Source organism: Phaeobacter sp. CECT 5382, assembly GCF_001457775.1.
Lineage (GTDB): Bacteria > Pseudomonadota > Alphaproteobacteria > Rhodobacterales > Rhodobacteraceae > Pseudophaeobacter.
Genome location: NZ_CYSG01000010.1, coordinates 56,456 through 82,122 on the forward strand (window position 1 = coordinate 56,456; position 25,667 = coordinate 82,122).

The 25,667-nt window shown below is 55.9% G+C and carries 20 protein-coding genes and 1 riboswitch; of the genes, 15 read left to right on the forward strand and 5 right to left on the reverse strand.

The features are described 5' to 3' along the window. Nucleotides 1-48: 48 nt before the first annotated feature. Nucleotides 49-684 carry an inner membrane-spanning protein YciB gene (locus PH5382_RS12120; RefSeq protein WP_058334651.1) on the forward strand — a complete coding sequence of 212 codons (636 nt, stop codon included), beginning with the start codon at nucleotides 49-51 and terminating at the stop codon, nucleotides 682-684. Nucleotides 685-715: 31 nt separating this feature from the next. Here PH5382_RS12120 and PH5382_RS12125 read toward each other — a convergent pair whose 3' ends face one another. Continuing rightward, nucleotides 716-1,414, reverse strand: a complete 699-nt coding sequence (locus PH5382_RS12125; RefSeq protein ID WP_058334652.1) for a glutathione S-transferase N-terminal domain-containing protein — start codon at nucleotides 1,412-1,414, stop codon at nucleotides 716-718. Nucleotides 1,415-1,574: 160 nt separating this feature from the next. Between PH5382_RS12125 and PH5382_RS12130 the strand changes: the two genes are divergently transcribed. Then, nucleotides 1,575-2,804, forward strand: a complete 1,230-nt coding sequence (locus tag PH5382_RS12130) for an MFS transporter (protein WP_156414897.1) — start codon at nucleotides 1,575-1,577, stop codon at nucleotides 2,802-2,804. A 753-nt stretch (nucleotides 2,805-3,557) separates the two neighbouring features. Here the strand turns inward: PH5382_RS12130 and PH5382_RS12135 are convergent. After that, nucleotides 3,558-5,417: an amidohydrolase gene (locus tag PH5382_RS12135; protein WP_058334654.1), complete on the reverse strand. Its 1,860-nt coding sequence runs from the start codon at nucleotides 5,415-5,417 to the stop codon at nucleotides 3,558-3,560. 465 nt (nucleotides 5,418-5,882) lie between these two features. Between PH5382_RS12135 and PH5382_RS12140 the strand changes: the two genes are divergently transcribed. Beyond that, nucleotides 5,883-6,797 carry a hypothetical protein gene (locus PH5382_RS12140; RefSeq protein WP_058334655.1) on the forward strand — a complete coding sequence of 305 codons (915 nt, stop codon included), beginning with the start codon at nucleotides 5,883-5,885 and terminating at the stop codon, nucleotides 6,795-6,797. Between the two features lie 163 nt (nucleotides 6,798-6,960). Here the strand turns inward: PH5382_RS12140 and PH5382_RS12145 are convergent, their stop codons facing one another. Together PH5382_RS12145 and PH5382_RS12150 are read right to left on the reverse strand one after the other, a co-directional pair. Then, nucleotides 6,961-7,893 (reverse strand): SMI1/KNR4 family protein, encoded by a 933-nt coding sequence (locus PH5382_RS12145; protein ID WP_058334656.1) that lies wholly within the window; start codon nucleotides 7,891-7,893, stop codon nucleotides 6,961-6,963. After that, nucleotides 7,877-8,194, reverse strand: coding sequence for a hypothetical protein (locus PH5382_RS12150; protein ID WP_058334657.1), 318 nt, complete (start codon nucleotides 8,192-8,194; stop codon nucleotides 7,877-7,879). Before PH5382_RS12150 ends, PH5382_RS12145 begins: the two co-directional genes overlap by 17 nt. A 204-nt stretch (nucleotides 8,195-8,398) precedes the next feature. Then, nucleotides 8,399-8,477: riboswitch (SAM riboswitch) on the forward strand. Nucleotides 8,478-8,537: 60 nt separating this feature from the next. Here PH5382_RS12150 and metZ point away from each other — a divergent pair. The 11 genes from metZ (at nucleotide 8,538) to PH5382_RS12205 (ending at nucleotide 24,166) form a co-directional block, all read left to right on the forward strand. After that, the gene (gene metZ, locus PH5382_RS12155; protein ID WP_058334658.1) at nucleotides 8,538-9,728 is read left to right on the forward strand and encodes an O-succinylhomoserine sulfhydrylase; all 1,191 of its coding nucleotides are present in this window, start codon (nucleotides 8,538-8,540) and stop codon (nucleotides 9,726-9,728) included. A 162-nt stretch (nucleotides 9,729-9,890) separates the two neighbouring features. After that, nucleotides 9,891-10,994 (forward strand): GTP cyclohydrolase FolE2, encoded by a 1,104-nt coding sequence (gene folE2, locus PH5382_RS12160; protein ID WP_058334659.1) that lies wholly within the window; start codon nucleotides 9,891-9,893, stop codon nucleotides 10,992-10,994. Between the two features lie 111 nt (nucleotides 10,995-11,105). Continuing rightward, the gene (locus PH5382_RS12165; RefSeq protein ID WP_058334660.1) at nucleotides 11,106-12,554 is read left to right on the forward strand and encodes a TrkH family potassium uptake protein; all 1,449 of its coding nucleotides are present in this window, start codon (nucleotides 11,106-11,108) and stop codon (nucleotides 12,552-12,554) included. A gap of 160 nt (nucleotides 12,555-12,714) precedes the next feature. Further along, entirely contained in the window at nucleotides 12,715-13,953 is a 1,239-nt protein-coding gene (locus PH5382_RS12170; RefSeq protein ID WP_058334661.1) for an aspartate kinase, read from the forward strand. A 44-nt stretch (nucleotides 13,954-13,997) separates the two neighbouring features. Next, nucleotides 13,998-16,238, forward strand: coding sequence for a phosphoenolpyruvate--protein phosphotransferase (gene ptsP, locus PH5382_RS12175; protein WP_058334662.1), 2,241 nt, complete (start codon nucleotides 13,998-14,000; stop codon nucleotides 16,236-16,238). A gap of 711 nt (nucleotides 16,239-16,949) precedes the next feature. After that, complete coding sequence (locus PH5382_RS12180; protein ID WP_058334663.1) at nucleotides 16,950-19,244, forward strand: bifunctional salicylyl-CoA 5-hydroxylase/oxidoreductase; 2,295 nt, start codon at nucleotides 16,950-16,952, stop codon at nucleotides 19,242-19,244. Further along, nucleotides 19,241-19,996, forward strand: a complete 756-nt coding sequence (locus tag PH5382_RS12185; RefSeq protein WP_058334664.1) for an SDR family NAD(P)-dependent oxidoreductase — start codon at nucleotides 19,241-19,243, stop codon at nucleotides 19,994-19,996. The genes PH5382_RS12180 and PH5382_RS12185 overlap by 4 nt, the downstream gene beginning before the upstream one ends. Continuing rightward, on the forward strand, nucleotides 19,993-20,484 hold the full coding sequence (locus PH5382_RS12190; RefSeq protein WP_231751865.1) for a MarR family winged helix-turn-helix transcriptional regulator: 492 nt from the start codon (nucleotides 19,993-19,995) through the stop codon (nucleotides 20,482-20,484). Before PH5382_RS12185 ends, PH5382_RS12190 begins: the two co-directional genes overlap by 4 nt. After that, a complete protein-coding gene (locus PH5382_RS12195; RefSeq protein ID WP_058334665.1) occupies nucleotides 20,481-21,284 on the forward strand; it encodes an enoyl-CoA hydratase family protein in 804 nt (267 codons plus the stop codon). Before PH5382_RS12190 ends, PH5382_RS12195 begins: the two co-directional genes overlap by 4 nt. Before the next feature lie 93 nt (nucleotides 21,285-21,377). Then, nucleotides 21,378-22,550, forward strand: coding sequence for an acyl-CoA dehydrogenase family protein (locus PH5382_RS12200; RefSeq protein WP_058334666.1), 1,173 nt, complete (start codon nucleotides 21,378-21,380; stop codon nucleotides 22,548-22,550). A 2-nt stretch (nucleotides 22,551-22,552) separates the two neighbouring features. Then, a complete protein-coding gene (locus PH5382_RS12205) occupies nucleotides 22,553-24,166 on the forward strand; it encodes an AMP-binding protein (RefSeq protein WP_058334667.1) in 1,614 nt (537 codons plus the stop codon). Between the two features lie 115 nt (nucleotides 24,167-24,281). Here PH5382_RS12205 and PH5382_RS12210 read toward each other — a convergent pair whose 3' ends face one another. Further along, nucleotides 24,282-24,866 (reverse strand): NAD(P)H-dependent oxidoreductase, encoded by a 585-nt coding sequence (locus PH5382_RS12210; RefSeq protein ID WP_058334668.1) that lies wholly within the window; start codon nucleotides 24,864-24,866, stop codon nucleotides 24,282-24,284. Nucleotides 24,867-25,007: 141 nt separating this feature from the next. Here PH5382_RS12210 and PH5382_RS12215 point away from each other — a divergent pair, with 141 nt between their 5' ends. Continuing rightward, a complete protein-coding gene (locus PH5382_RS12215) occupies nucleotides 25,008-25,586 on the forward strand; it encodes a TetR/AcrR family transcriptional regulator (RefSeq protein WP_058334738.1) in 579 nt (192 codons plus the stop codon). Nucleotides 25,587-25,667 lie beyond the last annotated feature (81 nt).

Here is a 25,667-nt window from a genome sequence, read left to right on the forward strand (position 1 = left end):
TGACGCGCACAGGCCTGATGATGGGCGCAAGGACGAACAGGAGAGCCTATGACTGGTGAAACGACTGCTGGCGATAAGAGCTCTGGCAAGAAAATAAATCCGACATTGAAAATGGTGCTGGAGCTTGGCCCGGTGGTGCTGTTCTTCATCGGCTATCTGAAGCTGCGCGAAGAGGTTTTTCTGATCGCGGGGCAGGAATACCAGGGCTTTATCATCGTCACGGCGGCCTTCATTCCACTGATGATCCTGTCGACGCTGGCGCTGTGGAAGCTGACCGGGCATTTGTCCAAGATGCAGCTGGCGACGCTGGTTCTGGTGGTTTTCATGGGCGGGCTGTCAGTTTGGCTCAACGACGAGCGGTTTTTCAAAATGAAGCCGACGCTGATCTATTTGTTGTTTGGCGGCATTCTCGGTTTTGGTCTGCTGCGCGGGCAGAGTTACCTCAAGGTCGTCATGGAAGAGCTGATGCCGCTGGAGCAGGAAGGCTGGATGATCCTTACCCGCCGTATCTGCATGTTTTTCCTGGGCCTTGCTGTGGCCAACGAGGCGATCTGGCGTACGCAGACGACCGATACCTGGGTCTATTTCAAGACCTTTGGCCTGCCGGTGGCGATGTTTGCGTTTTTCATGTTCCAGGGACAAGTGTTTCAGAAACACGGGATACCGGATGAGGATGAGGCCTGAAAAACAGGCTGAACGAATAAGGAGGGCAGGGCTATTGCCCTGCCGCCGTTTTGCCAAAGATAACCTGTTGCGCGCGACTGTCGGACCGATCACCGCGTCGCTCAGCCTCTAGGCTGCGACCGGCAATCACGCCGGGGCGTTGCCATAACAGATCCAGCCAGCGCGCCATATGGGGTTTATCATCAAGGGTCTGTTCCTGCCCTTCCCAGAGCGAAGCCCAGGGCCAGATCGCCATATCTGCAATGGTAAAACTGTCTCCGGCGACATATTCGTTTTCGGCCAGCTGACGATCCAGCACCCCGTAAAGTCGCGTGACCTCGTTGCGATACCGGTCTTTTGCGTAGGCGATCGCCTCAGGCGCATATTTCAGGAAATGATGTGCCTGTCCGGCCATGGGGCCAAGACCGCCCATCTGCCACATCAGCCATTGATCCACGCAGAGCCGGCCGCGTTCGCTGCTGCCATAGAACTGCCCCGTCTTGCGCGCCAGATACTGCAGGATCGCACCGCTTTCAAAAAGCGAGATAGGCGCGCCATCAGGCCCCTGCGGATCAATGATGGCGGGCATCCGGTTGTTGGGTGCAATCGTCAGAAACTCTGGGGCAAACTGATCGCCTTTGGAGATATCAATGAGGTTGACCGCATAGGGCAGTTTCATTTCCTCAAGCGCGATGGAGATTTTCCAGCCATTTGGAGTCGGCCAATAAAAAAGCGAGAGGGGATCCTGCATGTTCTGTCCTCAAATCTGTTGAGCCTTGGACCAAAACACAGCAATAGCAGGTGAGGCAAGTCGCAGCCTTGACCTGCGGACAAAAATAGGAGAGCAGGCAGAACTTTGTTGCGTGACCCCTCCGTCCCAATTGTTCTCTGTTTCTAGCGATACCTTTCTCATGATCAAAACTGCCGATAAGCCCGTTCTGCCCGCCAAACCAATTGCCATGTTGGCTCTGCTTTGGCTGGTTGGCTGGACATTAAGGGTTCCAATTCTGTCCGCGCCTCCACTGGCTGCGGATATCGCGGATGCCTTTGGACTGGGGGAGGCGGGCATCGGTGCCCTGACCATGCTGCCTGTGGTCGCACTGGCCTTTGGGGCTATCCCTGCAGCCCTGATTATCGCGCGGTTTGGTCTACGTGGTGCCATTGTCGGAGGGGTACTGGTGATGACTGCGATGTCGGTTGCACGGGGATTTGTGCCAACATCGGCGACGTTGTTTCTTGTCTCAATTCTGATGGGGTTGGGAGTGGCTGTTTTTCAAACCGCTTTACCCGCAGCGACACAGGCCTGGGTGCCGTCGCATGTGGCACTGGGAAGCGCGGTTTATCTGAACGGCATGATGCTTGGGGAACTGTCGGGCGCAGGGCTGACGCTGCCGGTGGTTCTACCGCTAGCCGGAGGCGATTGGCGCGTGGCTCTGATGTTCTGGGCGATACCGATCCTGTGCATTGCAGTCTTGGTGGCCGTGGCCCGGCTGCCACGCGCTCAAGGTGTGTCCCAAGATGCGTTCCAAGCCGAATCTCATCGGGTCCCAACTGATCTTGCCCCGAAACAGACCGCTCTGCCGCGTTGGAACGACCTTAAGGTCTGGCAATACGGATTTCTCGCGGCCGGATCCATTGTCACCTTCTTTGTGATCAATGCCTATGCGGGATCTCTGTTGCGGTCTCGAGGCGAACATGAGGCCCTCGAAGGGCTGCTTCTTGCTTATAACTCCATGCCGCTCTTGGGGTCGTTTGCCGTGCTTGCGATGCCTAGATGGATCGGCGCATGCAGGCCAATTGCGGTCTCAGGTTTGTTGTCAGCTATTGGGCTTGCGGGCTTTGTCTTTCTGCAAGGTTGGGCGTCCTGGATTTCGGCGCTGGTCGCAGGATTTACGGTCACAATAGAAATGATCCTTTTGCTATCTCTGCCAGCGGTCATTGCCAGAGGGCAAGCGGTGACGCGTTTGAACGCCGGGATGACACTGATTGGCTTCCTTATCGCGTTTATCCTGCCGTTGATTGGCGGCCTGCTCGCCGATTGGCTGCTCTGGACGGAAATGGCGTTGATACCGTCGCTGATTTTTGCATTCGTCGTTTTGTCCGCTGTTGGGCGGGCTCGGCGATACCCGGTGTATGAATAGCCCAAGACACCTGTGTTTTACTCTCTTTGTCGTTCATTTTTGCCTGATATTTCAGTCGGCTGAGGATAAGGGGAGTTTGTCTATGCTTCGGCTAACAGTCGAGCGGTGCTGATTGTTCGGACAAACGGCCACGCTTGGCCAATGGGGCCTGAGCTGGAATACTGGCTGTAATCGGTAGATATGACACTGGCTTTTGGTCCGGTTTCGGGGCATAGCCTCACGGAACCCGAACATGAGTCTGCGCCAATTGCGTGGCAGATTTGGAGCCCTCGCATAGGCTTCCTTGGGCAAGCTAAAGGTTCTAAGCTTGCCTGAGATGAAAACTATCTTGAAATTTGCGATCTCAAGCGTGTGTGATTTGTAATCGTACAACTTTTCCTTTATATAATTATTTTTAAATGGAAAAATTTTGCAAACCACCCAAGGAATACCTTGGGGCATACTTGCGCCTGATTTTGAACCAAACTGATCGAATGTCGTTGGGTCGAATCGGGAAGGTGCTAACCTCAAAGACCGTTTCTCGTCGGGCGTTTGTTCGGGGCTGTTTAGGTAAATGTACTCGGTGTACTAGCGGAACGATTGAGCGCTGAAGGCTTTGCGCAGGGAACAGACTTTGCAAATTTTGGCGTTTTCACCGAAGCAGCAATTGGGCTGGATGCTACCAAAGCCCAGTCCGAGCCCAAAAGCGACATATACGATACACCCACCTGAGTAGTCTTCAAACCGTTACCGCGTACTGCAAAATTGAAGGGCTCAAGCCTGAAAAACTTGCCGCCCGTCCATCCACGTTTCAAGGACTTTGATCTTCTTGATCTCATCTGGGACGACGTCGCGCGGGTCCTGATCAAGTATTACCATATCCGCCAGTTTGCCTGGCTCCAAGCTACCGATTTCGTGGTCAGAGAAGAGCTGCCACGCTGCTTCAGAGGTCATGGCACGAATGGCGGAATCGACGGAGATCGTCTCCTCAGGGGCGAGGACATAGTCGGGTTCTTTCCAGGTGCGCCTGGTCACAGCCATCTCAATCATATGTAACGGATTTGGATCGGTCACCATGAAGTCAGAGTGTAGGGTGAATCCGACCCCGGCCTCTTCTACGCTTCGGCAGCGGTCAAGGAGTTGGGCTTTTTCTTCGCCGAAGACCTCGTCGCGCATGGCAACGCCCCAGAAATGAACGTGGCCGATGAGGAAACTTGCCGAAACGCCGAGATCCTTCATCCGCTTGATCTGTTCATCGTGAAGGATCGAGCAGTGCTCGATACGCGGGCGGACGCGGGACATGTCGATCCCCGCATCTCGCAGGGCCTCGCAGGTGTCGAGAATATTGTCGATGGCGGCATCGCCATTGCCGTGGATCGCGAGGTGCCAGCCCTTTTCCGCCCGTTCCAGCGCGGCGGCGGTCAACTCTTCGGGCTGCATATAGGCCAGGCCGCGGTTGTCGCTGTCCAGGTACGGTTCGCGTTGCAGGCCGGTAAAACCTTGGTTGGAGCCGTCGGCAACAAGCTTATAGCCAGTGATGCGCGCCAGCGCGTTTCCATTGCCCTGCATAATACCAGCTTCGTCCCAGACTTCAGCCCCAAGGGTATAGAACGGATAGGCCCGAATGCGTGCCTTCATGCGGCCCGATTGTGCGGCGGCAGCCATCACCTGCGCATCCGCAGGAGACTGCGCCAGCGCACCAAGGCTGAGTTCAGAGACTGTTGTCAGGCCAAATTTCGTCCATTTATCCAACAACCCGATCAGGCCGTCGACCGGGTTTACCGCCATCATGGCAGGGTAGTTTTCCACGATCTTGAGAAACGCGACATTGTTCTTCATTGTACCGGTCAGGTTACCATCTGCGTCACGCACAAACTCTCCACCCGGGGGATCCTCGACGTCGTTGGTCACGCCGGAGACTTCAAAAGCCTTGGAATTCGCATAGGCCAGGTGGCCGGAGGCATTAAGAACAAATATCGGGTGCACGGTCGAAATCGGGTCGAGGTCAGCGAAGGTTAGAGCGTCAGCTCCTTCCTGTACTGCCGGGTCAAAATTGCGGAACACCAACCATTCGCCAGCAGGTGTTTCTGCTGCCCGCCTCGCAATATGGTCGAGAACTTCGCCCACCGTCGAATAGCGGGCCATGCCGACGTAATCCATAATGGCATCGACGACCGACCCCGATACAACATGGGTATGTGCATCGATAAAACCTGGCAGCACTGTCTTGCCGTCCAGGTCTATGACGGTCGCATCTGCCCCTGCCACAGCGCGGACCTCACCATTGGTGCCCACCGCCAGAATCCGGTTTCCGCGCACAGCAATGGCTTCAGTTTCAGAGAAGTCGTCGTCTACAGTCAGTATCTTGCCGTTGGTGAATACAGTGGTGGTATGCTTGGATACTGCAGGCTGCGCGTTGCCATCACTGGGCAACAAGGCTGAAAGCCCTGCAACGGCCGCACCAGTCATGAGAAAGTCCCGTCGACCAAGACGCACCCAGTCGATCCCCCAGTTACAGGACCATCCGGTACCGCTGGTCGCTTTCTCTCTCAAATTACGCACGGTGTTGTTTACAGAGAAGAGCCCACCAAACGTACCACTACAACAAGGACAGCCGTAAAGTTCACGTTTCATGATGCCTTCCCCCAGAATTGCTAACGAGTGCGGACAAAAGGGTAGCCGCCGTCTTCACTGAGCTTGGCATATTGAAGCCTTCAAATAAACTCTGCGGATGGCAAAGAGTTGAAATTAGCCATAGTAAACATGGCAAGTCTGTCCGCCATGGAAAATGGCCTCTTCAAGGTCTGCTTTGCCAATACCCGACCCAAACGCCATGCCTGTTTTGGGCTGGGAGCTGACATCCGGCGACTCTATGGTTGATCTCCGACCAGTCGGCCCGCGTCGGTTCGTCGTCAACGGCAACTATGCGCAGGTTGTGACCTTTGCAAAGTCACGAATGCGGTGCCATTTTCGGGCCACACCAGATCTACACTGCTGCGATGCAGTACAGCAAACCCGCCGTTCGCTGCGGTTGCGAAGCCACAGACCCGGTTAACTCACGCTTTGCGGACTTTGCTGACATTAAAATTGCGAAACCCAATGGCTGCTTATAGTGTTCGGCAATGGATCGATGCGGATCTATTTGAAACAGAACCAATCATGAGTGAAAGCGTTCATTTTCATGAAGATTGCCTCAAGAGTTATTCAATGACCCAAACGCAAAAGCCAATCGTTCCAACTAAAGAAATGACCCTTTATCAGCGTCAACGGTGCGGGCAGAGATTCAAAGATCTAGCAATCAAGGGCCTCAACCCACTGATCAAAGGTACGGGTTGGAAGCGCAAATCAGCATGGATTTTTAAGGTAGAAGGTGAATGGTATCTGACGGCGTTTATAACTGGAGGCACGACACCTAATGGGATGCAAAATCTTCTGAAAGTTGAATTGGGGATCAAACCAATGGCGGTTGATCCAATCCACTGGCGTGCGCAGGGGTTGCATGACAATTTGCACAAACCGCCCTCCTTCCGATCAGATGCTGCGTGGAAGGTCCCGGCTTTGCCTATGGAAAACCACGAAAAATCCGACGGGCTGACAGACGTCGAAGATGCAAGTCGGATGATTTTTAATACGATTATTGGAATGGCGGAAACTGCGCGGCGGGAAGTCGCATCAAAACCATTCTCAAAGGTCGTTGCTGACCATCAAGATGCAGATAGATATAGGGCTCTGCGTTGGGCTAGCCTCATTGCCGAAGGTCAGAATACTCTCGCAATCGAAGAAATCGTCGCCCACTACGGTATAGATCAGGCAGGTGATGCTGCTGACATTCTAGCAGGCTACCAAAACGTCATCGACGGGACAGACACGATAGCTCACCGTAGATTAGTTTCTGATATTTACGGAAATCAGAAGGCCGAAGAGCCTGTTTTGAAGCTCTCGCAAAACCCCACTACGCCCAAGCCATCGTTATCAAAGTACTTGTTGTCCCGCTTAAACCCTCTCAGGAAGTAACTCTTCTGCAGACATTAATTTACCGCGCAGCATCGGTCACTAAGGGCTCACAGCGGACTTGCGGCACCAGCACACCAAATCGGTACTGAGGCAGGAGTCAAGGTTGGCTGAGCGGGACAAAGCAGACTTTTGAGGTGTCTATACGAAAAATTACCTTCAGCTCTCAACGAGCGAACAATTCGCTTTTAAGATAGTCGTGCAGATGCCTCTCCTCGCGAAAAGCCTGACCTTCGTCTTCGATCAATTGCAGCAAATGATCCAAAAAACACTCCCAGCTGCGCGAGACAACAAAACGTTCGTCTTCATCCCGCCCAAACACGATAACTTGGCCGCGTGTCCCTCTGTCGGCGGGATCAAGATCAATTCCAATGCAGTTATTGCCCCCGTCGTGGATTACTGGCAACCACTTGTTGTGAAAGTCTTTTATTCTGATTGCCCCTTCGGGAAGAGAACTCAGAAACTCAGCGCCAGTGTCGTGGTAGCACCGTTCTAGATCAATTGCCCCGTGACCAGAAATTCTGAACTTCAGAAAGTCCCAACCGAACGCTTCCTTCTCCATCCTGTTGAATAGCCTTGCCAAACGCCAAATCTCATCTTTAGCCTCACCAGATAATTTCAAGATTTCGCGATCCCTACCGGTTGTGTACGCCGAGGCGTAAAGATAGGGGCCGCCCATAGACGCTGGGCCGCATTCAAAATCCAACCAATGCCAACCGTATTTCGCATTTTCGAAAGGTGGGCGATCTATCGATTTGGTAACAACCTCAACAATCTCATTCACATAACGATCCGCTTGTGCCACGTCGGGAATTGACGGGTTCTTTGGCTTTATTGCTTCCACTGCTTCACGCAGGTACTTTTTCATCCAGTCTAGACTGACCAAGCTGTGGCCCAATATGCGGCCTCGCTGAGCTGGCACTTCCCCATCATAATTTTGATAGAGTTCACGGATTTCTGGAGGGAAAGTTTCACCAGATAGATGTTCGACCTCGCGAATGCAGTCAGGGCTCTCCTGAGCTTTAAAAACCGCAACATCTCCAGAGAAAACCTGATCGTACCAAGCCCCAATACGTTCGAGTTTATTCAATGGAGACATTGCGTTGACCTGCTTCTTCGTTTTTCCTTACGCAATGCGTAAGGCACTTCAGATGACTTGCCAAGAACGGTTGCTCTGGGCTCACTGCCGAACTTGAGGGCAAAAAGCCGCGTTTGACAGCTTGAATGTCCGTTTCCAGGAAGTCGAGGTGCGATTTGTGCATGTGCGGCAGCGAGAACCAACCTCGCTTCGCACCGGTCACTTTGGGCTGGAAGCTGTACTCTAGAAATTTTGGATTCAGGGTTGATGAGGTAACAAGAACGTATTTGGAAGATTTCAGACTTGCGTTGATGCGGTCCATTGCCGTACTGCAGAAAATCGTACAGTTCTCCTGTCTACAAAGAATCTTGCTTTGTAGTGTCAGAGTATGCCTTGGGAATTTAGGAATGCCTCCGAGGCATACCAATGCCGAGTTTTAGGGTTGAGAGTTGAGATGTCGTGATGAAGGGCTTTATTGATCGCACAAGCTTTTGATATTACGCAATTTTAATTTTCCAAAGAGTATTTCTTTGGGCGTGGTAGATTTGTAGCCGGATTGCGGGCCACGTTAAACATTCCGCTAAAGAGGTCAGGATGTGAAGGACCCCCTTTCGCTTGGCCGGACGGGGGTTTTTTGTTGCGCTACAGGCGCAGGAGGACATGAGATGAGTGAAACCTGGAACAACCGCACCAAGCTGGTGCACGGGGGCACGCGCCGCAGCCAGTATAACGAGGTGAGCGAAGCGATTTTTCTGACCCAGGGGTTTGTCTACGATACCGCAGAACAGGCTGAGGCCCGGTTCATTGAAACAGGCCCGGATGAGTTCATCTATGCCCGCTACGGCAACCCTACGGTGGCGATGTTCGAAGATCGCATCGCCATGCTGGAAGGCGCCGAAGACGCCTTTGCGACGGCCTCGGGGATGGCGGCGGTCAGCGGCGCGCTGACCTCAATCCTGAAGGCGGGCGATCACGTGGTCTCGGCCAAGGCGCTGTTTGGCTCCTGCCTTTATATTTTGGAAAATGTACTGACCCGCTATGGGGTTGAGGTTACATTTGTCGATGGCACCGATCTCGACCAGTGGCGTTCGGCGATGCGCCCGGACACTAAGGCGGTGTTCTTTGAAAGCATGTCCAACCCGACCCTAGAGGTGATCAATATTGCGGCGGTCTCCTGCATTGCGCATGAGTTCGGCGCAACCGTTGTGGTGGATAATGTCTTCTCGACGCCAGTGTTCTCCAAAGCGATTGAGCAGGGCGCTGATGTGGTGATCTATTCTGCGACCAAACATATCGACGGCCAGGGTCGGGTGCTGGGCGGCGTGGTACTGGGCACCAAAGACTACATTCGCGGCACACTCGAACCCTATATGAAACACACTGGCGGCAGCCTCAGCCCGTTTAATGCCTGGACCCTGCTTAAAGGTCTGGAAACGATTGATCTGCGGGTCAAGGCGCAGGCTGAAACCGCGTTGCAGATCGCCGAAGCGCTTGAGGGGCATGCCGTATTAGAGCGCATAATCTACCCGGGCCTGAAAGGGCATGCTCAGCACGCACTGGTTCAGAGCCAACTGGGCGGGCGGGGCGGCACTGTGTTGTCGCTTGATCTCAAGGGCGGTAAGGACGCAGCCTTCCGCTTTTTGAATGCGCTGACCATTCCGGTGATTTCCAACAATCTGGGGGATGCAAAATCCATTGCCACGCATCCGGCGACGACCACGCATCAGCGATTGTCTGATGAGCTCAAGGACGAATTGGGTATCACACCGGGGCTGGTACGTTTCTCTGTCGGGCTTGAGGATGGCAATGATCTTGTTGCCGATCTTAAGCAGGCTTTGGCTGCTGCGCAGGCTTAAGCGCGGCCAATGCTTCAGGATTTCCCCGGATTGGTCTCTTTCGTCTGATCCGGGCTGAAACCTGCCGTATTTGAGTGATCCGTTTTGAATTCTGCGCCGTAAAGGTCTAAACCAGTTGAACGCCGCCACTGCAGGGCGGCGCTATGCGGAGTGCATTGTGCCATGAACATCCCCACGCGTGATCTGTCCGAAGCCCCCGACCGCCAGGACGCCGAAGCGGCGCTGGCCCTGTTGCGCCAATGGGCCGATGCTGCGACCCCCACGGAGGTTGCCCAGCTCGACCCGGCTGTGGCGCGCCTGTTGCCTGACCGTGAGGTGGGCAATTACCCGGATCTGTCGCGTGACTACCCGCAAGATTTCAAATCTGACGAGACCTATCGCGCAACGCTGCCGGATTTGCAGAACGGGCCTGCCAGTCTGATCCGTGGCGCAAAGGAGCAGATCCAGCATGTGGGGATTTCCAATTTCCGCCTGCCGATCCGCTTTCACACCCGGGATGATGGTGATCTGACGCTGGAAACCTCGATCACCGGCTCTGTCAGCCTTGAGGCGGGCAAGAAGGGCATCAATATGTCCCGGATCATGCGGTCGTTTTACAAGCACGCGGAAAAAACCTTTAGTTTCGAGGTGATGGAAGCTGCGCTGAGCGACTATCTGACGGACTTGGATAGCATGGACGCCCGCATCCAGATGCGGTTTTCGTTCCCTGTACGGATTGAAAGCCTGCGTTCTGGCCTGTCTGGCTATCAGTATTACGACATCGCGCTTGAGCTGGTGCAGGCACAGGGCCAGCGCCACAAGATCATGCATCTTGACTATGTGTATTCCTCGACCTGCCCCTGTTCGCTGGAGCTGAGCGAACATGCCCGCCAGTCACGCGGCCAGCTGGCAACGCCGCATTCGCAACGCTCGGTGGCGCGCATTTCTGTGTCGGTCGATCCCAAAGCGGAGTGCCTGTGGTTTGAGGATCTGATTGGTCATTGTCGCAAGGCCGTGCCGACCGAAACCCAAGTCATGGTCAAACGCGAGGACGAGCAGGCCTTTGCCGAGCTCAACGCCGCCAATCCGATTTTTGTCGAAGATGCAGCCCGATTGTTCTGCGAGGCCCTGCAGAACGATGGTCGAATCAGCGATTTCCGCATCGTCGCCAGCCATCAGGAAAGCCTGCACAGTCATGATGCCATCAGCATTCTGACGCAGGGGCCGTTGTTTTCCAACACCAGCCTGGATCCACGCCTGTTCTCGACACTGATCCATCAGGGCTAGGGGAGCGGCGCAGCCTCGCGTGTGCGTGGTCCAGTGACCGGTCGTGCCATTGCTATTACGTCAGACGCCTTTGACTTGACAGTTTCGCCCCAGGAGGCCAACGCTCGCCCCATGTTGGATTTTCGACCTGTTGGATATGTGATCGGCCTGCTGGTTGTGATCCTGGGGGCCACGATGGTGTTCCCTTTTCTTGCTGACCTTTTGGAAGGGCGGGGCGAGTGGCCGGTGTTTCTGGAAAGCGCTGTGATCACCATGCTGGCAGGGGCGCTGCTGGCGCTGAGCTGTGCCAGTGGTGATCACCAGGGATTAACCATCCAACAGACCTTTTTGCTGACGACATTTGTCTGGGTGGCCCTGCCGATTTTTGGCGCGCTGCCCTTGATGCTTGGGGTGACGGATCTCAGTTTTACCGATGCGTTCTTTGAGGCAATGTCCGGCCTGACCACGACGGGATCGACAGTGATTTCCGGACTGGATGATCTGCCCAAGGGGCTGTTGTTGTGGCGCGGTATCCTGCAGTGGCTGGGCGGTATCGGGATCATTGTGGTCGCCATGGTGTTTTTGCCCGAATTGCGGGTGGGCGGTATGCAGATCTTCAAGTCGGAATCCTTTGACACCTTTGGGAAAATTCTCCCGCGGGCGCAGGCGATCGCCAAACAAATCTCGATGATCTACGTCGGCCTGACGTTGATATGCATGTTGGTTTACGTGCTGCTGGGCATGGGAGGATTTGACGCCCTGGTCCATGCAATGACGACGATCGCGACTGGGGGGTTTTCCAACTACGATGCCTCCTTTGGGGCCTTCAGCGGTCCGGCGGAATATGCCGCCTCTGTTTTTATGATCCTCGCGGCCTTGCCGTTTGTGCGCTATGTGCAGCTGGTGAATGGGCAGACGACACCGATGTTTCGCGACAGCCAGATCCGCGCGTTTCTGGGCACGTTGGCGATCCTGGTTCTGGTGACGGCCGCAGTGCTGTATTTCGGATTTCCGCATCATGCTGAATTGGCCGTGCGCCAGGCCCTGTTCAATATTACATCGATCATGTCCGGGACCGGCTATGCCAGTACGGACTACATGCAATGGGGCAGCTTTCTGGTGATGCTGTTCTTCTTTGTCGGTATGATCGGTGGCTGTGCGGGGTCGACCGCCTGTTCGGTCAAGATTTTCCGCTATCAGCTGCTCTTTGCCTCCATCCGGGTGCAGATTCAGCGGATCCGCTCCCCTCATGGGATCTTTGTGCCCCGCTTCGAAGGCCGCCCGGTGGGTCCGGATGTGCTCAGCTCGGTCATCTCGTTCTTCATGTTCTTTGTGGTGACGATGGGGATTGTTGCTTGGGCGCTTGCGCTGACCGGCCTGGATTTTGTCACAGCTGTCTCAGGGGCTGCCACGGCAATCGCCAATGTGGGGCCGGGGTTGGGGGACACCATTGGACCTGCTGGCAATTTCGCTTCGCTGAATGACGGTGCCAAATGGATCTTGAGCAGTGCGATGCTGATCGGGCGTTTGGAGCTGATGGCAGTTTATGCAATTCTCACGGTGCGCTTCTGGCGTGCCTGAGGTTGGGATAAGAGGCGGGCTGCGTGCGGACCGAGCTGCGGCAGATCGTCGGAGGGCACCATATAAGGTGTATCGCTACAATTCGCAGCCTTGCCCTTGAAACCGCTGTCGCCTAAGACGCCATGATCGGAAACAGCGAGCGCACGGAGACGATTTGCCCATGCCCGTTCTAGTAATGAAATTCGGTGGCACCTCTGTCGCCAACCTCGACCGGATCCGCCGCGCTGCAAAACGCGTCGGTGTCGAAGTAGCCAAGGGCTATGACGTCATCGTTATCGTGTCGGCAATGTCAGGCAAGACCAACGAGATGGTTGGCTGGGTCAACGAGACCTCACCATTGTTTGATGCCCGCGAATATGATGCGGTGGTATCGTCTGGTGAGAATGTAACGGCTGGCCTTATGGCGCTGACGCTGCAGGAAATGGATGTGCCCGCGCGCAGCTGGCAGGGCTGGCAGGTGCCGTTGAAAACCACCAGCGCCCATAGTCAGGCCCGGATCGAAGAGATCCCACCGGAAAACATCAATGCCAAGTTTGCCGAAGGCATGCGCGTCGCCGTGGTTGCCGGTTTTCAGGGCATCAGTCCCGAAGGGCGTATCACCACGCTTGGGCGCGGTGGGTCGGATACCACTGCTGTGGCCTTTGCCGCCGCCTTTGAGGCTGAGCGCTGTGATATCTACACGGACGTGGACGGGGTCTATACCACCGATCCGCGCATCTGCGACAAAGCCCGCAAGCTCGACAAGATCGCATTCGAAGAAATGCTGGAACTGGCCTCGCTGGGGGCCAAGGTGCTGCAGACCCGCTCGGTTGAGCTGGCAATGCGCTACAAGGTGAAACTGCGCGTTCTCTCTAGTTTTGAAGAACAGTCCGACGAGGCCGGAACCCTGGTCTGCGACGAGGAGGAAATCATGGAATCCAATGTTGTGGCCGGTGTGGCCTATTCCCGCGACGAAGCCAAGATGACCCTGATGTCGGTCGCTGACCGCCCAGGCATCGCCGCGATCATTTTTAATGCGCTGTCCGATGGCGGCGTCAATGTCGATATGATTGTGCAGAATATCTCGGAAGATGGCCGTACGGACATGACCTTTTCCTGCCCCACTGATCAGGTCAGCCGCGCCGAAAAGGCACTGCTGGGCATCAAGGAGCAGGGGGAGCTGAACTATGCTGAACTGGTGGCGGATAAAGATGTCGCCAAAGTCTCGGTTGTGGGAATTGGCATGCGCTCGCAATCGGGTGTTGCGGCCAAGATGTTCAAGGTGCTCTCGGATGAGGGTATCAACATTAAGGTTATTACAACCTCAGAGATCAAGATTTCCGTCCTTGTAGATCGGAAATACATGGAACTTGCGGTTCAAGCACTGCATGATGCCTTTGAACTGGACAAGGTGGCCTAAAGAATTGGGCCACCTGCCACAAAAAGAATATGTGAACAGGGCCCATGGTCGAAAGTACTGAATCTGAAAGCCGCAAGCTGCTTGGCCGCTTGCGTGAGGCCATGGCTGGGGAGAATCCCGGCCAGGCCCGCCTGGACAAGATTACCCATCTCATCGCTGATAGCATTGGGACTGAGGTCTGCTCGGTCTATCTGTTTCGCGATGATGACACGCTTGAGCTTTGTGCCACCGAAGGTCTGAATGTGGAATCCGTGCATCAGACGCGGATGCGGGTTGGCGAAGGTCTGGTCGGGCGCGTCGCCAAGTTTGGCAAGGTGGTGAACACGCCTGATGCGCCAAATGCCAAGGGCTTTCGCTATATGCCGGAAACCGGCGAAGAACGGTTTTCGTCTTTCCTCGGCATTCCGATCCAGCGTCTGGGCGAAATGCTCGGCGTGCTGGTCGTGCAATCCAAAGAGGCGCGGGAATTTTCTGCCGATGCGGTCTATGCGCTAGAAGTGGTCGCAATGGTTATCGCCGAGATGACCGAACTTGGCGCCTTTGTCGGCGAGGGGGCGGCGCTGTCACCGTTGCATCAACAGCCTGTCCTGTTGCCCGGTACCGCAGCCCAGGAGGGCGCAGCCGAAGGGCATGTCTGGCTGCATGAACCCCGTGTTGTCGTTACAAACCCGATTGCCGATGATCCCGAGCGCGAGTTGGAGCGTCTCAATGAAGCTGTGGAACAGCTTCGTGTCGGCGTCGACAAGATGCTCGAGATTTCGCAAAATGGCGACAAGGAACAGCTGCAAGTCCTTGAAGCCTATCGGATGTTTGCCAATTCCAAGGGCTGGATGCGGCGGATGGAGGAAGATATCTCGCGTGGTCTCAGCGCTGAGGCCGCCGTCGAGAAGGAGCAATCTCAGGCCCGGGCACGGATGTCCCAGGTCCAGGATTCTTATCTGCGTGAGCGGCTGAGCGATCTGGATGACCTGTCCAACCGCTTGCTGCGCATTCTGACAGGGCAGGGCGCGGAAACCGGTGCCGAGCTGCCTGATGACCCGATCCTTGTGGCGCGCAATATCGGCCCCGCCGAGCTGCTGGAATACGGTCGCAACCTCAAAGGCATCATTCTGGAAGAGGGGTCCGTGGGGTCTCACGCAGCCATTGTGGCACGCGCGCTGGCAATTCCGCTGGTGGTGAACACTAAACGGATCACCAATGAGGCGCTGAATGGCGACCATATCATGGTGGATGGCGAGCAGGGCGTGGTGCATCTACGCCCGGACGACAGTGTTGTCAGTGCATTTCGCGACAAAATCGCCATGTTGGCCCAGGCGCAGGAGCGCTATGTCTCGATCCGTGACAAGCCAGCGGTAACGCTGGATGGTCAGAAGATTGATCTGGTCATGAATGCCGGGTTGATGGCAGATCTGCCCTCGCTCGAAGGGTCTGGGGCCGAGGGTGTCGGCCTGTTTCGGACCGAATTGCAGTTCCTGGTGCGCAACCAGATGCCAAAACGGCAAGAATTGGTTGAGCTGTATAAACGGGTTCTGGACGCAGCCCATGGCAAGCGGGTTGTGTTTCGGACCCTGGATATCGGCTCAGACAAAGTCCTGCCCTATATGAAGCCCAACGATGAGCCGAATCCGGCCTTGGGCTGGCGTGCCATTCGGGTGGGTTTGGACAAGCCGGGTGTGATGCGGATGCAGTTGCAGGCCTTGATGCGTGCCGCCAATGGTCGTCCACTTACTGTGATGTTCCCCTTTGTTGCCCAGGCCGAAGAGTTTCGCGCCGCAAGAGAAGAAGTAAACAAGACGCTGGAGCGAGAGCGTATTCTGGGACATGTCCTGCCTGAAACCCTTGAAATCGGCGCGATGTTAGAAACCCCGTCTCTGGCATTTGCCCCTCAGAAATTCTTTGATGAAGTCGATTTTCTGTCTATTGGCGGCAATGATCTGAAGCAGTTCTTTTTTGCTGCAGACCGCGAAAACGAGCGGGTTCGCAAGCGGTATGACACGCTGAACGTCAGTTTTCTAAGCTTTATTGAACAGATTGTCGGTCGCTGTGAGACGTCCGGAACGCCTCTCAGCTTTTGTGGTGAAGATGCCGGTCGCCCCATCGAGGCGGCCTGTCTTGCGGCCATGGGAATGCGCACCTTGTCCATGCGGCCTGCATCAATTGGGCCCGTTAAGTCATTGTTAACGCGTATTGACCTTAATGATCTGAGATCAGTTATTTCAGAATCGCGCAATCAGGGCGACCAGTCCGTACGTACAGCGGTGATGCGCTATCTTCGCGAAATCTAACCCGGCCTGTGTGACCTTTGCCTGTGTGACCTTTGTCTGTGTGACCGCTCGCTGTCAGCTGGCTGTCAGGGGAAACTTTTAAGAACGCTCTTTTCTGGCATATGTTGTCATATGCCGTGCGAAACCTTACTGAATTCAGAGCGAAATGGGACCCGGCTTGGTTTGGGAGGGTTGTTTTTACTTGTGATATCTCGATAATTTGGGGGCAGAGATCCAATTTTTCGGCCCACTATTTACAATATTCAACTTTTTCGGGCAATTTTGCCGAATTTAGGAGAACTGTCTCACCCCATGTTGGCAGCTGTTTCTCTATATGAGGCACAATTTGAGAGTGTCGTCATACAGAATGGTTCCGTTGGTGCCTGAATTGGCTGTGGTCTTGGAGGTTTTTCGCCCTGATTCAACGCGGTTGATTAACCTTATCCCCAACTTGCTCACAGGGTTTCCTGGTTAGAAGAGCCTTTTAACAATTTGTTAGTAAATGATAAAACTTTCTCCATTTCAGCCTGTGGATAATTTCCCCACAGTGTTTAGCGGGTTTCGATCTTGAATTTCCAACAACGCAGTGCCTTGTCGAGGGGGAGCTACAATCTGATCTTTCGAATTACAGGGTATTCAGTAATTTCAGGTATGAAACTTTAAGCTTGAAGTTTTTTATGCGCCTCCTATCCTCACCCCAAGCACAGAAGTTTGTGAAAAAGGGAGAGGGCCATGAAGATCGCATGTTTGGGGGGTGGGCCAGCGGGGCTCTATTTCGCCATTTCGATGAAGCTGCGCCAGCCAGACACCGAGGTCACTGTCATTGAACAGAACAAGGCCGACGACACCTTTGGTTGGGGCGTTGTTTTGTCGGATGACGCGCTTGAGAATCTTTCAGTGAATGATCCGGAAAGTGCGGCTGAAATCAAAGACAGCTTTGCCTATTGGGATGACATTGCGGTGGTGCAGGATGGGGTGCGCACGGTCTCTGGTGGGCATGGATTTGCCGGTATTGGCCGTAAAAAGATGCTCTTGGTCCTACAGGAGCGGGCTCGTGCCCTGGGTGTGGTCCTGAAATTCGAAACTCACGCCAGACCAGCTTCCGAATACCAGCAGGACTATGATGTTGTCGTGGGGTGCGATGGCTTGAATTCGGCGGTGCGTCAGGAGTTTGCGGAGCATTTCAAACCCAATATCGATGTGCGGCCCTGCAAATTCATCTGGCTTGGTACACATCAGAAGTTTGACGATGCCTTCACCTTTGTTTTTGAAAAGACCCAGCATGGCTGGGTTTGGATTCACGCCTATCAGTTCGACGATGACACCGCGACGGTGATTGTCGAGTGTTCCGCCGAGACCTGGGACAATTGGGGCTTTGAGGATATGTCCAAAGAAGAGATCATTCGCACCTGCGAAGGGATCTTTGAGGATCACCTTGGCGGGCATGACCTGATCTCCAATGCCGACCACCTGCGTGGCTCTGCGGTGTGGATCAATTTTCCAAGGGTTCTGTGCGACAAGTGGCACCATGAAAATGTCGTGTTGCTGGGCGATGCCTCGGCAACGGCGCATTTCTCCATTGGGTCCGGCTCGCGGCTGGCCTTTGACAGCGCCATCGCCCTGGCAGAGCTGATTTCGACTGAACCCACACTGGAGCGTGCCTTTGAACGCTACCAGGAAGAGCGTCGGCTTGACGTGTTGCGATTGCAGTCCGCAGCGCGCAACTCGCTCGAATGGTTCGAGGATGTAGAGCGCTATCTTGGCATGGATCCGGTCCAGTTCAACTATTCTTTGCTGACCCGCAGCCAGCGGATCTCGCATGAAAACCTGCGTTTACGGGATGCAGACTGGCTTCAGTCAGCTGAAACGTGGTTCCAGCAAGCGGCGGGTGCGCCTAAGGATGCGCCGACACGTCCACCAATGTTTGCCCCCTATCAACTGCGTGACATGCGCCTGGAAAACCGCATCGTGGTCTCGCCGATGGCGCAGTACAAGGCGCAGGACGGCTGCCCGACGGATTGGCATCTGGTTCACTATGGGGAGCGCGCCAAGGGCGGCGCAGGGCTTGTCTATACTGAAATGACCTGTGTCAGCGCTGAGGGGCGGATCACCCCGGGTTGTCCGGGTCTTTATGCGCCCGAGCATGAGGCGGCCTGGACGCGGCTGGTTGATTTTGTGCACGGTGAAACGCAGGCCAAGATCTGTTGTCAGATTGGTCATTCCGGGCGCAAGGGCTCCACTCAGCTCGGCTGGGAAGTGATGGACGCACCGCTGAGCGAAGGCAATTGGGATCTGGTCTCGGCCTCCGCCTTGTCATGGTCGTCACAAAACGCGACTCCTCGGGAGATCACGTTGCAGGAAATGGCCGAGATCAAAGCGCAGTTCGTGGCCGCAACCGAGATGGCGGCCCGCTGTGGCTTTGACATGATCGAACTGCATGCGGCGCATGGCTACCTGATTTCCTCCTTCATTTCGCCGATTTCGAACATTCGGACTGATACCTATGGGGGCTCCCTGGAAAACCGGATGCGCTACCCGTTGGAGGTTTTTGAGGCAATGCGGGCGGTCTGGCCTGAAACCAAGCCGATGTCGGTGCGGATCTCTGCCAATGACTGGCTGGGCGAGGAGGGCGTAACCCCCGAAGAAGCTGTCGATATCGCCAAGGCCTTTGCGGCAGTTGGTGTGGATATCGTTGATGTGTCGGCGGGGCAAACCTCGGTCGAGGCGCAGCCTGTCTATGGGCGCATGTTCCAGACGCCGTTTTCGGATCGCATTCGCAACGATGCCGGCCTTGCGACCATGGCGGTGGGCAATATCTACGAGGCAGATCATGCCAATTCGATCTTGATGGCCGGACGCGCTGATTTGATCTGTGTTGGGCGCCCACATCTGGCGGATCCCTACTGGGCACTACATGAGGCGACCAAAATCGGTGATCGCGCTGGCCTGTGGCCACTTCCCTATCAGGCGGGGCGTGATCAGTCCTGGCGGCTTGCGGATCGTGATGCGGAGGTAATCCGCGCATGAGCCTTGCGGGTAAACACGTTGTTATCACTGGTGGCGGGTCCGGTTTGGGGGCAGAGCTTGCGCAGCAGTTCGCCGCACGAAACGCCAAAGTGACAATTCTTGGTCGCCGCCCTGAGCCATTGCAGGATGTGGCTTCGCAGATCGGCGCTGTGCCGCTTTCCTGTGACGTGACGGATCGGGCCAGTCTGGATCAGGCTTTAGCCCGCGCGGTTGCGGAAAATGGTGCGGTGGATATTGCAATTGCCAATGCCGGTGCGGCCCCGTCCATGCCGTTTGAAAAGATGAGCTCGCAGGATTTCAACGCAGCACTCGGGGTCAATTTACACGGCGTTTTCAATCTGTGGCAGGCCTGCCTGCCTGGGATGAAAGCGGCGGGTTGGGGGCGGCTGATCGCCATTGCCTCAACCGCTGGGCTGAAGGGATATCCATATGTGTCAGGGTATTGCGCTGCAAAACATGGTGTCATCGGCCTGACACGGGCTTTGGCGATTGAGCTGGCGAAGACCGGGGTGACAGTCAATGCGCTTTGTCCGGGTTTCATTGAAACACCGCTTTTGCAAAACTCGTTGCAGACCATCATCGCCAAAACCGGCATGACGCCGGAGCAGGCGGCTAAATCCTTGCGGCGCGGCAATCCGCAGGATCGTTTCATCCAGCCGACCGAGGTGGCCGAAGCTGCGCTATGGCTTGCCAGTGGTGGTGCCGGATCGGTCAATGGTGTGGCACTACCGATTTCGGGAGGGGAAATTTGAACCAGGATAGTTTGAGCCAAGAGGTTTCGGGACAAGAGAATACGTCAAAAGACCGCCTGCGGCTGTGGCTGCGGGTTTTGAAAGCCACGCGCACAGTAGAAAGCGCCATCCGTGAAAATCTGCGGCAGGAGTTTGCAACCACATTGCCACGGTTCGATGTGATGGCTGCCCTTACTCAGCATGACGAGGGGCTGAAGATGAGCGAGCTGTCGTCGGTGCTGAAGGTCTCCAACGGCAATGTGACGGGGATCATCGAACGGCTGGTCGAAGATGGCCATGTGCTGCGTGAAAAAGTTCCCGGTGACCGCCGGGCCAGCCGGGTACGGCTGACGTCGGCGGGAAGTGCAGAATTTGCCCGCCAGGCTGCGGCGCATGAAGCCTGGATCGACAAAATCTTTGCCGAGGTGACCCCAGACGCAGCCCAGAGCATGGCCGAGGCGCTGGATGGGGTGGCGCGGCGATTAGACAATAAGGACAGCGAGACATGACTAAAGTGGACACCAAGCATTTTCTGTGCCGGATCGAAGATGGGATTGCGACCGTCTCTCTGGACCGGCCGGAACGTAAGAACCCGCTGACCTTTGACAGCTACGCCGAGATGCGCGACTGGTTTCGTGATCTGCACTATGATGACGACGTCAAGGCGGTTGTCTTTGCCTCCAATGGGGGCAACTTTAGCTCTGGTGGTGATGTGCATGATATCATTGGCCCCCTGACCAAGATGAGCATGAAAGAGCTGCTGGCTTTTACCCGTATGACCGGCGATCTGGTCAAGGCGATCGTGAACTGCGGCAAGCCGGTGATTGCCGCCATTGACGGGATCTGCGTCGGGGCCGGCGCGATTATTGCCATGGCTTCGGATATCCGGATTGCCACGCCTGAGGCAAAGACAGCCTTTCTGTTTACGCGGGTCGGTCTGGCCGGTTGCGACATGGGCGCCTGTGCGATCCTGCCTCGCATCATCGGCCAGGGCCGCGCGGCAGAGCTGCTGTATACTGGCCGCTCCATGAGCGCCGCAGAGGGGGCTGCCTGGGGGTTTCACAACAAGTTGGTTGCAGCATCGGATCTGGAGGCAGAGGCGCAGTCCTGGGCCGAGCGGATCGCGGCAGGGCCAAATTTTGGCCACATGATGACCAAGACCATGCTGGCGCAGGAATGGTCGATGTCGATCGAGCAGGCCATCGAGGCCGAAGCTCAGGCACAGGCGATCTGCATGCAAACGGCAGATTTCGAGCGCGCCTATAAGGCCTTTGTAAATAAGGAAAACCCGATCTTTGAGGGCGACTGAGTCGCCAATTCAATCCGCCTAGAGAGAGGTTGCAAGCCTCCGGCAGAGATCGGGCGGGACTAATTCGGGTAAGATGACATAGGGAGATGACAGATGGCAGACCGGACGTTTCTAAGCTGGCCTTTCTTTGAAGACAGCCACCGCAAGATGGCCGACGAGCTGGATGACTGGGCCGCCTCTCATTTGGCCCAGGTCGACCATGCCGATGTGGATGCTGCGTGCCGCAGTCTTGTCGTCGCATTGGGAGAGGCCGGATGGGCGCAGCATAGCGGTGCCATGGTCGGCGAGCGTCTGGATGTACGCAGCCTTTGCCTGATCCGGGAAACCCTGGCGCGCCATGATGGTCTCGCGGATTTTGCCTTTGCAATGCAGGGGCTTGGCACCGGTGCGATTTCGCTCTTTGGATCCGAGGCGCAGCAGGCAGAGTGGCTACCGCTGACGCGCAGTGGCAAGGCGATTTCGGCCTTTGCCCTGACAGAGCCACAATCGGGGTCTGATGTGGCCAATTCGACCATGACAGCCACCCTGGACGGGGATCACTATGTGCTGAACGGGGAAAAGACCTGGATCTCCAACGGTGGCATTGCCGATATCTACACTCTGTTTGCCCGCACGGGAGACGCTCCGGGGGCCAAGGGGTTGTCTGCCTTTATCGTACCTGCGGGCCTTGCCGGGTTTGACGTGGTTGAGCGCCAAAATGTCATCGCGCCGCATCCGCTGGCGACCTTGCGGTTTGCCGACTGCCGTATTCCTAAATCGGCTTTGATTGGCGCATCGGGGCAGGGCTTCAAGATCGCGATGTCGGTGCTGGATGTGTTCCGCTCGACCGTGGCGGCAGCTGCACTTGGGTTTGCCCGTCGCGCGCTGGACGAAGCGCTGGAGCGGGTTTCGACCCGGCAGGTGCAGGGCGCGCCACTGTTTGAATTGCAGATGGTACAGGGGCACATCGCCGATATGGCGCTGGATGTGGATGCAGCAGCGCTGCTGGTCTACCGCGCTGCCTGGGCTAAGGACAGTGGCGCGGCGCGGGTCACGCGCGAGGCTGCCATGGCAAAGCTATTCTCCACCGATCAGGCGCAGCAGGTTATCGACAAGGCGGTACAGCTGCATGGCGGCGATGGTGTGCGACAGGGGCAAAAAGTTGAAGAGTTGTACCGCGATATCAGAGCGTTGCGCATCTACGAGGGTGCTTCGGATGTGCAGCGGGTGGTGATTGCGCGCCAGACGCTCGGTGCCTTTCAGAGCCAGAAACAGAAAGGATACTGAAGATGCTGGGCGTGAGCGCACATAGCGATACTTTTACCCGTGACAACCTGCCGCCGATGGCGCAATGGCCTGAGTTTTTGCTGGAAGGCTTTCACTATCCCGAGTTCCTGAATGTCGGCGTCGAGCTGACAGACGCCATGGTTGACAAGGGCTTTGGTGACCACACTGCACTGATCGGAAACGGGCGGCGGCGCACCTACAAGGAGCTCGCTGATTGGACCAACCGGCTGGCCCATGTGCTGAGCGAGGATCTGGGCGTGAAGCCGGGCAACCGTGTGTTGATCCGCTCTGCGAACAACCCGGCCATGGTAGCTTGCTGGCTGGCCGCCACCAAGGTGGGGGCCGTGGTGGTCAACACCATGCCGATGCTGCGCTCCGGTGAGCTGGGGCAAATTATCGATAAAGCAGAAATCAGCCATGCGCTCTGCGATACCCGCCTGATGGATGAGCTGGTTTCCTGTGCCAAGGATTCCAAGTTTCTGACCTCGGTGGTTGGGTTCGACGGAACCTCCAACCACGACGCCGAACTGGACCGGCTGGCGTTGGAAAAATCGGTTACTTATGAGGCGGTTGAGACAGGGCGCGATGATGTGGCGCTGCTGGGGTTTACCTCTGGCACTACAGGGTCGCCCAAGGCGACGATGCATTTTCACCGGGATCTGCTGATCATTGCCGATGGCTATGCGCGCGAAGTTCTTGATGTGCAGCCCGAGGACATCTTTGTTGGCTCACCGCCGCTGGCCTTTACCTTTGGTCTTGGGGGGCTGGCGATCTTTCCTTTGCGATTTGGTGCTGCGGCCACACTGCTGGAAAACGCATCTCCGCCAAACCTGATTGAGATCATTCAGAAATACAAGGCGACCGTGTGCTTTACAGCACCGACCGCCTACCGCGTCATGCTGCGTGCCATGGAGGAGGGGGCGGACCTGTCTTCTTTGCGGGCGGCGGTTTCCGCCGGAGAAACGCTGCCTTCACCGGTCTATGACGACTGGATTGCCAAGACAGGAAAACCGATGCTGGACGGTATCGGTGCCACAGAAATGTTGCATATTTTTGTCACCAACCGGTTTTCTGACCACCGTCCAGCCTGTACCGGCAAGCCCGTGAAGGGCTATCAGGTGCGAATTCTGGATGCGGATGGAAACGAGGCGCCGCGCGGCGAGATTGGCCGTTTGGCGGTCAAGGGACCAACAGGCTGCCGCTATTTGGCGGATGATCGGCAAGAGGGTTATGTTCAGGACGGATGGAACGTCACCGGTGACAGTTTCCGGATGGACGAAGGCGGCTATCTGCATTTTGCCGCCCGCAACGATGATATGATCATCTCGTCCGGCTACAATATTGCAGGCCCCGAAGTGGAGGCCGCTCTGCTTGCGCATGACGCGGTGGCGGAATGTGCTGTCATCGGGGCCCCCGATGAGGCGCGCGGAGAAATTGTCGAGGCGCATGTGGTACTGTCGACGGCGCATTTGCCATCAGATGCGCTGACCAAGCTATTGCAGGATCACGTCAAGGCCAGCATTGCCCCCTATAAATACCCGCGTTCGATCGTCTTTACCAAAGAGCTTCCCAAAACCGAGACTGGAAAGATCCAGCGTTTTCGCCTGAAGTCCTGATCTAAAGACCTGATACGGGACGCCTCAAAGGGGGAGTTGCGCGCTCTTTTTGGTCCGCTTTCTGGCCTGATCATGCTGGGCCAGAAAGGGAGGTCAGAAAGATACGGCAGCTGGCTCATGCAGCTTTGGCTGCCAGTTTTTGTGTTTTTGTCAGCCAGCTCTCTACGGCTTTCCGCTCAGGGTGTGAGGCCGGGGCGAAAAACGAGGTTTTCACCGGCTTCAGCCCAATAAAGCCAAGTATCTGTTTTTCCACCTGACGCAGCATGGCCTTTTTGTAAAACAGCGACATGGCCCAGCCGGGGGTATCGGCAGTCAGAAACACCCGGCCGCTGCGGCCCTTGAGCAGAGGCGCCGGAATGCCCATGGTGGTGTTGCGCGGATCGAACGCCTGTCCTGGCAGCAGCGCGCGGTCAAACAGCCCCTTCAGTTTGGCGGGCAACCCGCCCCACCACATTGGCGTAGTCATGACAAAATGCTCGCACCATTCCAGATCACGCACAAAACCCTGTAGGTCCGGCTCCAGAGGTTTGGTCTGGCTATAACCGCCAAAGCCATAATCACTGTCAAAATCCATCTCGTGCAGGTGACAAATGCGAACCTCGTGGCCGCTTGCCTCGGCGGTGCGGGCATAGGTAACGCCCAGCTGCTTGGACAGAGAGCTTTCGGCAGGGTGGCCGTTCAGAACATAGATGCGTGTCATGGGAATCTCCTAAATTGACCGTGGTCATTTAATCTTTGAAAAATTGACTGCGGTCAAACAAAAAATGACCGAGGTCAATTTATTGTGAAAAACACCGGTGAGGAAATTGACCAAACAGATTTGACGTGGCACCAAGCTGGCATGGCAAGACAGACACAAAAAAGAACTCTTGAGACCCGAGCACGGCTTGTTGCCGTGGCCAGTGATCTGGTGGCGCAAGGTGGCTACACAGCAATGCGCATCGAAGAGGTGGTGCAGGGGGCAGGGGTTGCGAAGGGCACTTTCTTCTCTCATTTCAAAGACAAAGACGCGCTGATGGACCTGTTGATCGGGGCCAGGATCGACGCCTACCTTGACGAGCTAGAAGCGGCCGAACCGCCGCAAACCATAGAGGATCTGGTCAAGCTGCAGCTGCCGCTTTTGCAGTTCATGACCAGTGAACGCTATGTGTTCGATGTCATCCTGCGTCTTTCAGGCGCTGCTGCGGTCTCAGACGTGGGGCCGATTGCCATGACCTTTGAGCGCTATATCGCAATCGCCCGGCGCTGGTTTGAAGTCGGCACATTTCGCACTGATGTTTCAGCTGATCTTCTGGCTGAAGGGATGCAGGCCTTTGTCGCCCAGGCACTGGCCCTGAATTTCTGCGCGCTGCATGGAGACCAAACCCTGTCTCAGCGGTTGGTCCCCTATCTGCGGGCCTGGCTGCAGCCCGGCGAATAGGCTTGGGAGATTTGCGTAAGACGGACGTGCCGGGGGTGCTGTCGTCGCAGCTGCGGGCGACGACAGATCATGCATGGTACA

Excerpts from the sequence above, each read along its gene's own strand:
- PH5382_RS12120 (WP_058334651.1), top strand. The coding sequence starts at position 49 with ATGACTGGTGAAACGACTGCTGGCGATAAGAGCTCTGGCAAGAAAATA.
- PH5382_RS12125 (WP_058334652.1), bottom strand. The coding sequence starts at position 1,414 with ATGCAGGATCCCCTCTCGCTTTTTTATTGGCCGACTCCAAATGGCTGG.
- PH5382_RS12130 (WP_156414897.1), top strand. The coding sequence starts at position 1,575 with ATGATCAAAACTGCCGATAAGCCCGTTCTGCCCGCCAAACCAATTGCC.
- PH5382_RS12135 (WP_058334654.1), bottom strand. The coding sequence starts at position 5,417 with ATGAAACGTGAACTTTACGGCTGTCCTTGTTGTAGTGGTACGTTTGGT.
- PH5382_RS12140 (WP_058334655.1), top strand. The coding sequence starts at position 5,883 with ATGGCTGCTTATAGTGTTCGGCAATGGATCGATGCGGATCTATTTGAA.
- PH5382_RS12145 (WP_058334656.1), bottom strand. The coding sequence starts at position 7,893 with ATGTCTCCATTGAATAAACTCGAACGTATTGGGGCTTGGTACGATCAG.
- PH5382_RS12150 (WP_058334657.1), bottom strand. The coding sequence starts at position 8,194 with ATGGACCGCATCAACGCAAGTCTGAAATCTTCCAAATACGTTCTTGTT.
- metZ (WP_058334658.1), top strand. The coding sequence starts at position 8,538 with ATGAGTGAAACCTGGAACAACCGCACCAAGCTGGTGCACGGGGGCACG.
- folE2 (WP_058334659.1), top strand. The coding sequence starts at position 9,891 with ATGAACATCCCCACGCGTGATCTGTCCGAAGCCCCCGACCGCCAGGAC.
- PH5382_RS12165 (WP_058334660.1), top strand. The coding sequence starts at position 11,106 with ATGTTGGATTTTCGACCTGTTGGATATGTGATCGGCCTGCTGGTTGTG.
- PH5382_RS12170 (WP_058334661.1), top strand. The coding sequence starts at position 12,715 with ATGCCCGTTCTAGTAATGAAATTCGGTGGCACCTCTGTCGCCAACCTC.
- ptsP (WP_058334662.1), top strand. The coding sequence starts at position 13,998 with ATGGTCGAAAGTACTGAATCTGAAAGCCGCAAGCTGCTTGGCCGCTTG.
- PH5382_RS12180 (WP_058334663.1), top strand. The coding sequence starts at position 16,950 with ATGAAGATCGCATGTTTGGGGGGTGGGCCAGCGGGGCTCTATTTCGCC.
- PH5382_RS12185 (WP_058334664.1), top strand. The coding sequence starts at position 19,241 with ATGAGCCTTGCGGGTAAACACGTTGTTATCACTGGTGGCGGGTCCGGT.
- PH5382_RS12195 (WP_058334665.1), top strand. The coding sequence starts at position 20,481 with ATGACTAAAGTGGACACCAAGCATTTTCTGTGCCGGATCGAAGATGGG.
- PH5382_RS12200 (WP_058334666.1), top strand. The coding sequence starts at position 21,378 with ATGGCAGACCGGACGTTTCTAAGCTGGCCTTTCTTTGAAGACAGCCAC.
- PH5382_RS12205 (WP_058334667.1), top strand. The coding sequence starts at position 22,553 with ATGCTGGGCGTGAGCGCACATAGCGATACTTTTACCCGTGACAACCTG.
- PH5382_RS12210 (WP_058334668.1), bottom strand. The coding sequence starts at position 24,866 with ATGACACGCATCTATGTTCTGAACGGCCACCCTGCCGAAAGCTCTCTG.
- PH5382_RS12215 (WP_058334738.1), top strand. The coding sequence starts at position 25,008 with ATGGCAAGACAGACACAAAAAAGAACTCTTGAGACCCGAGCACGGCTT.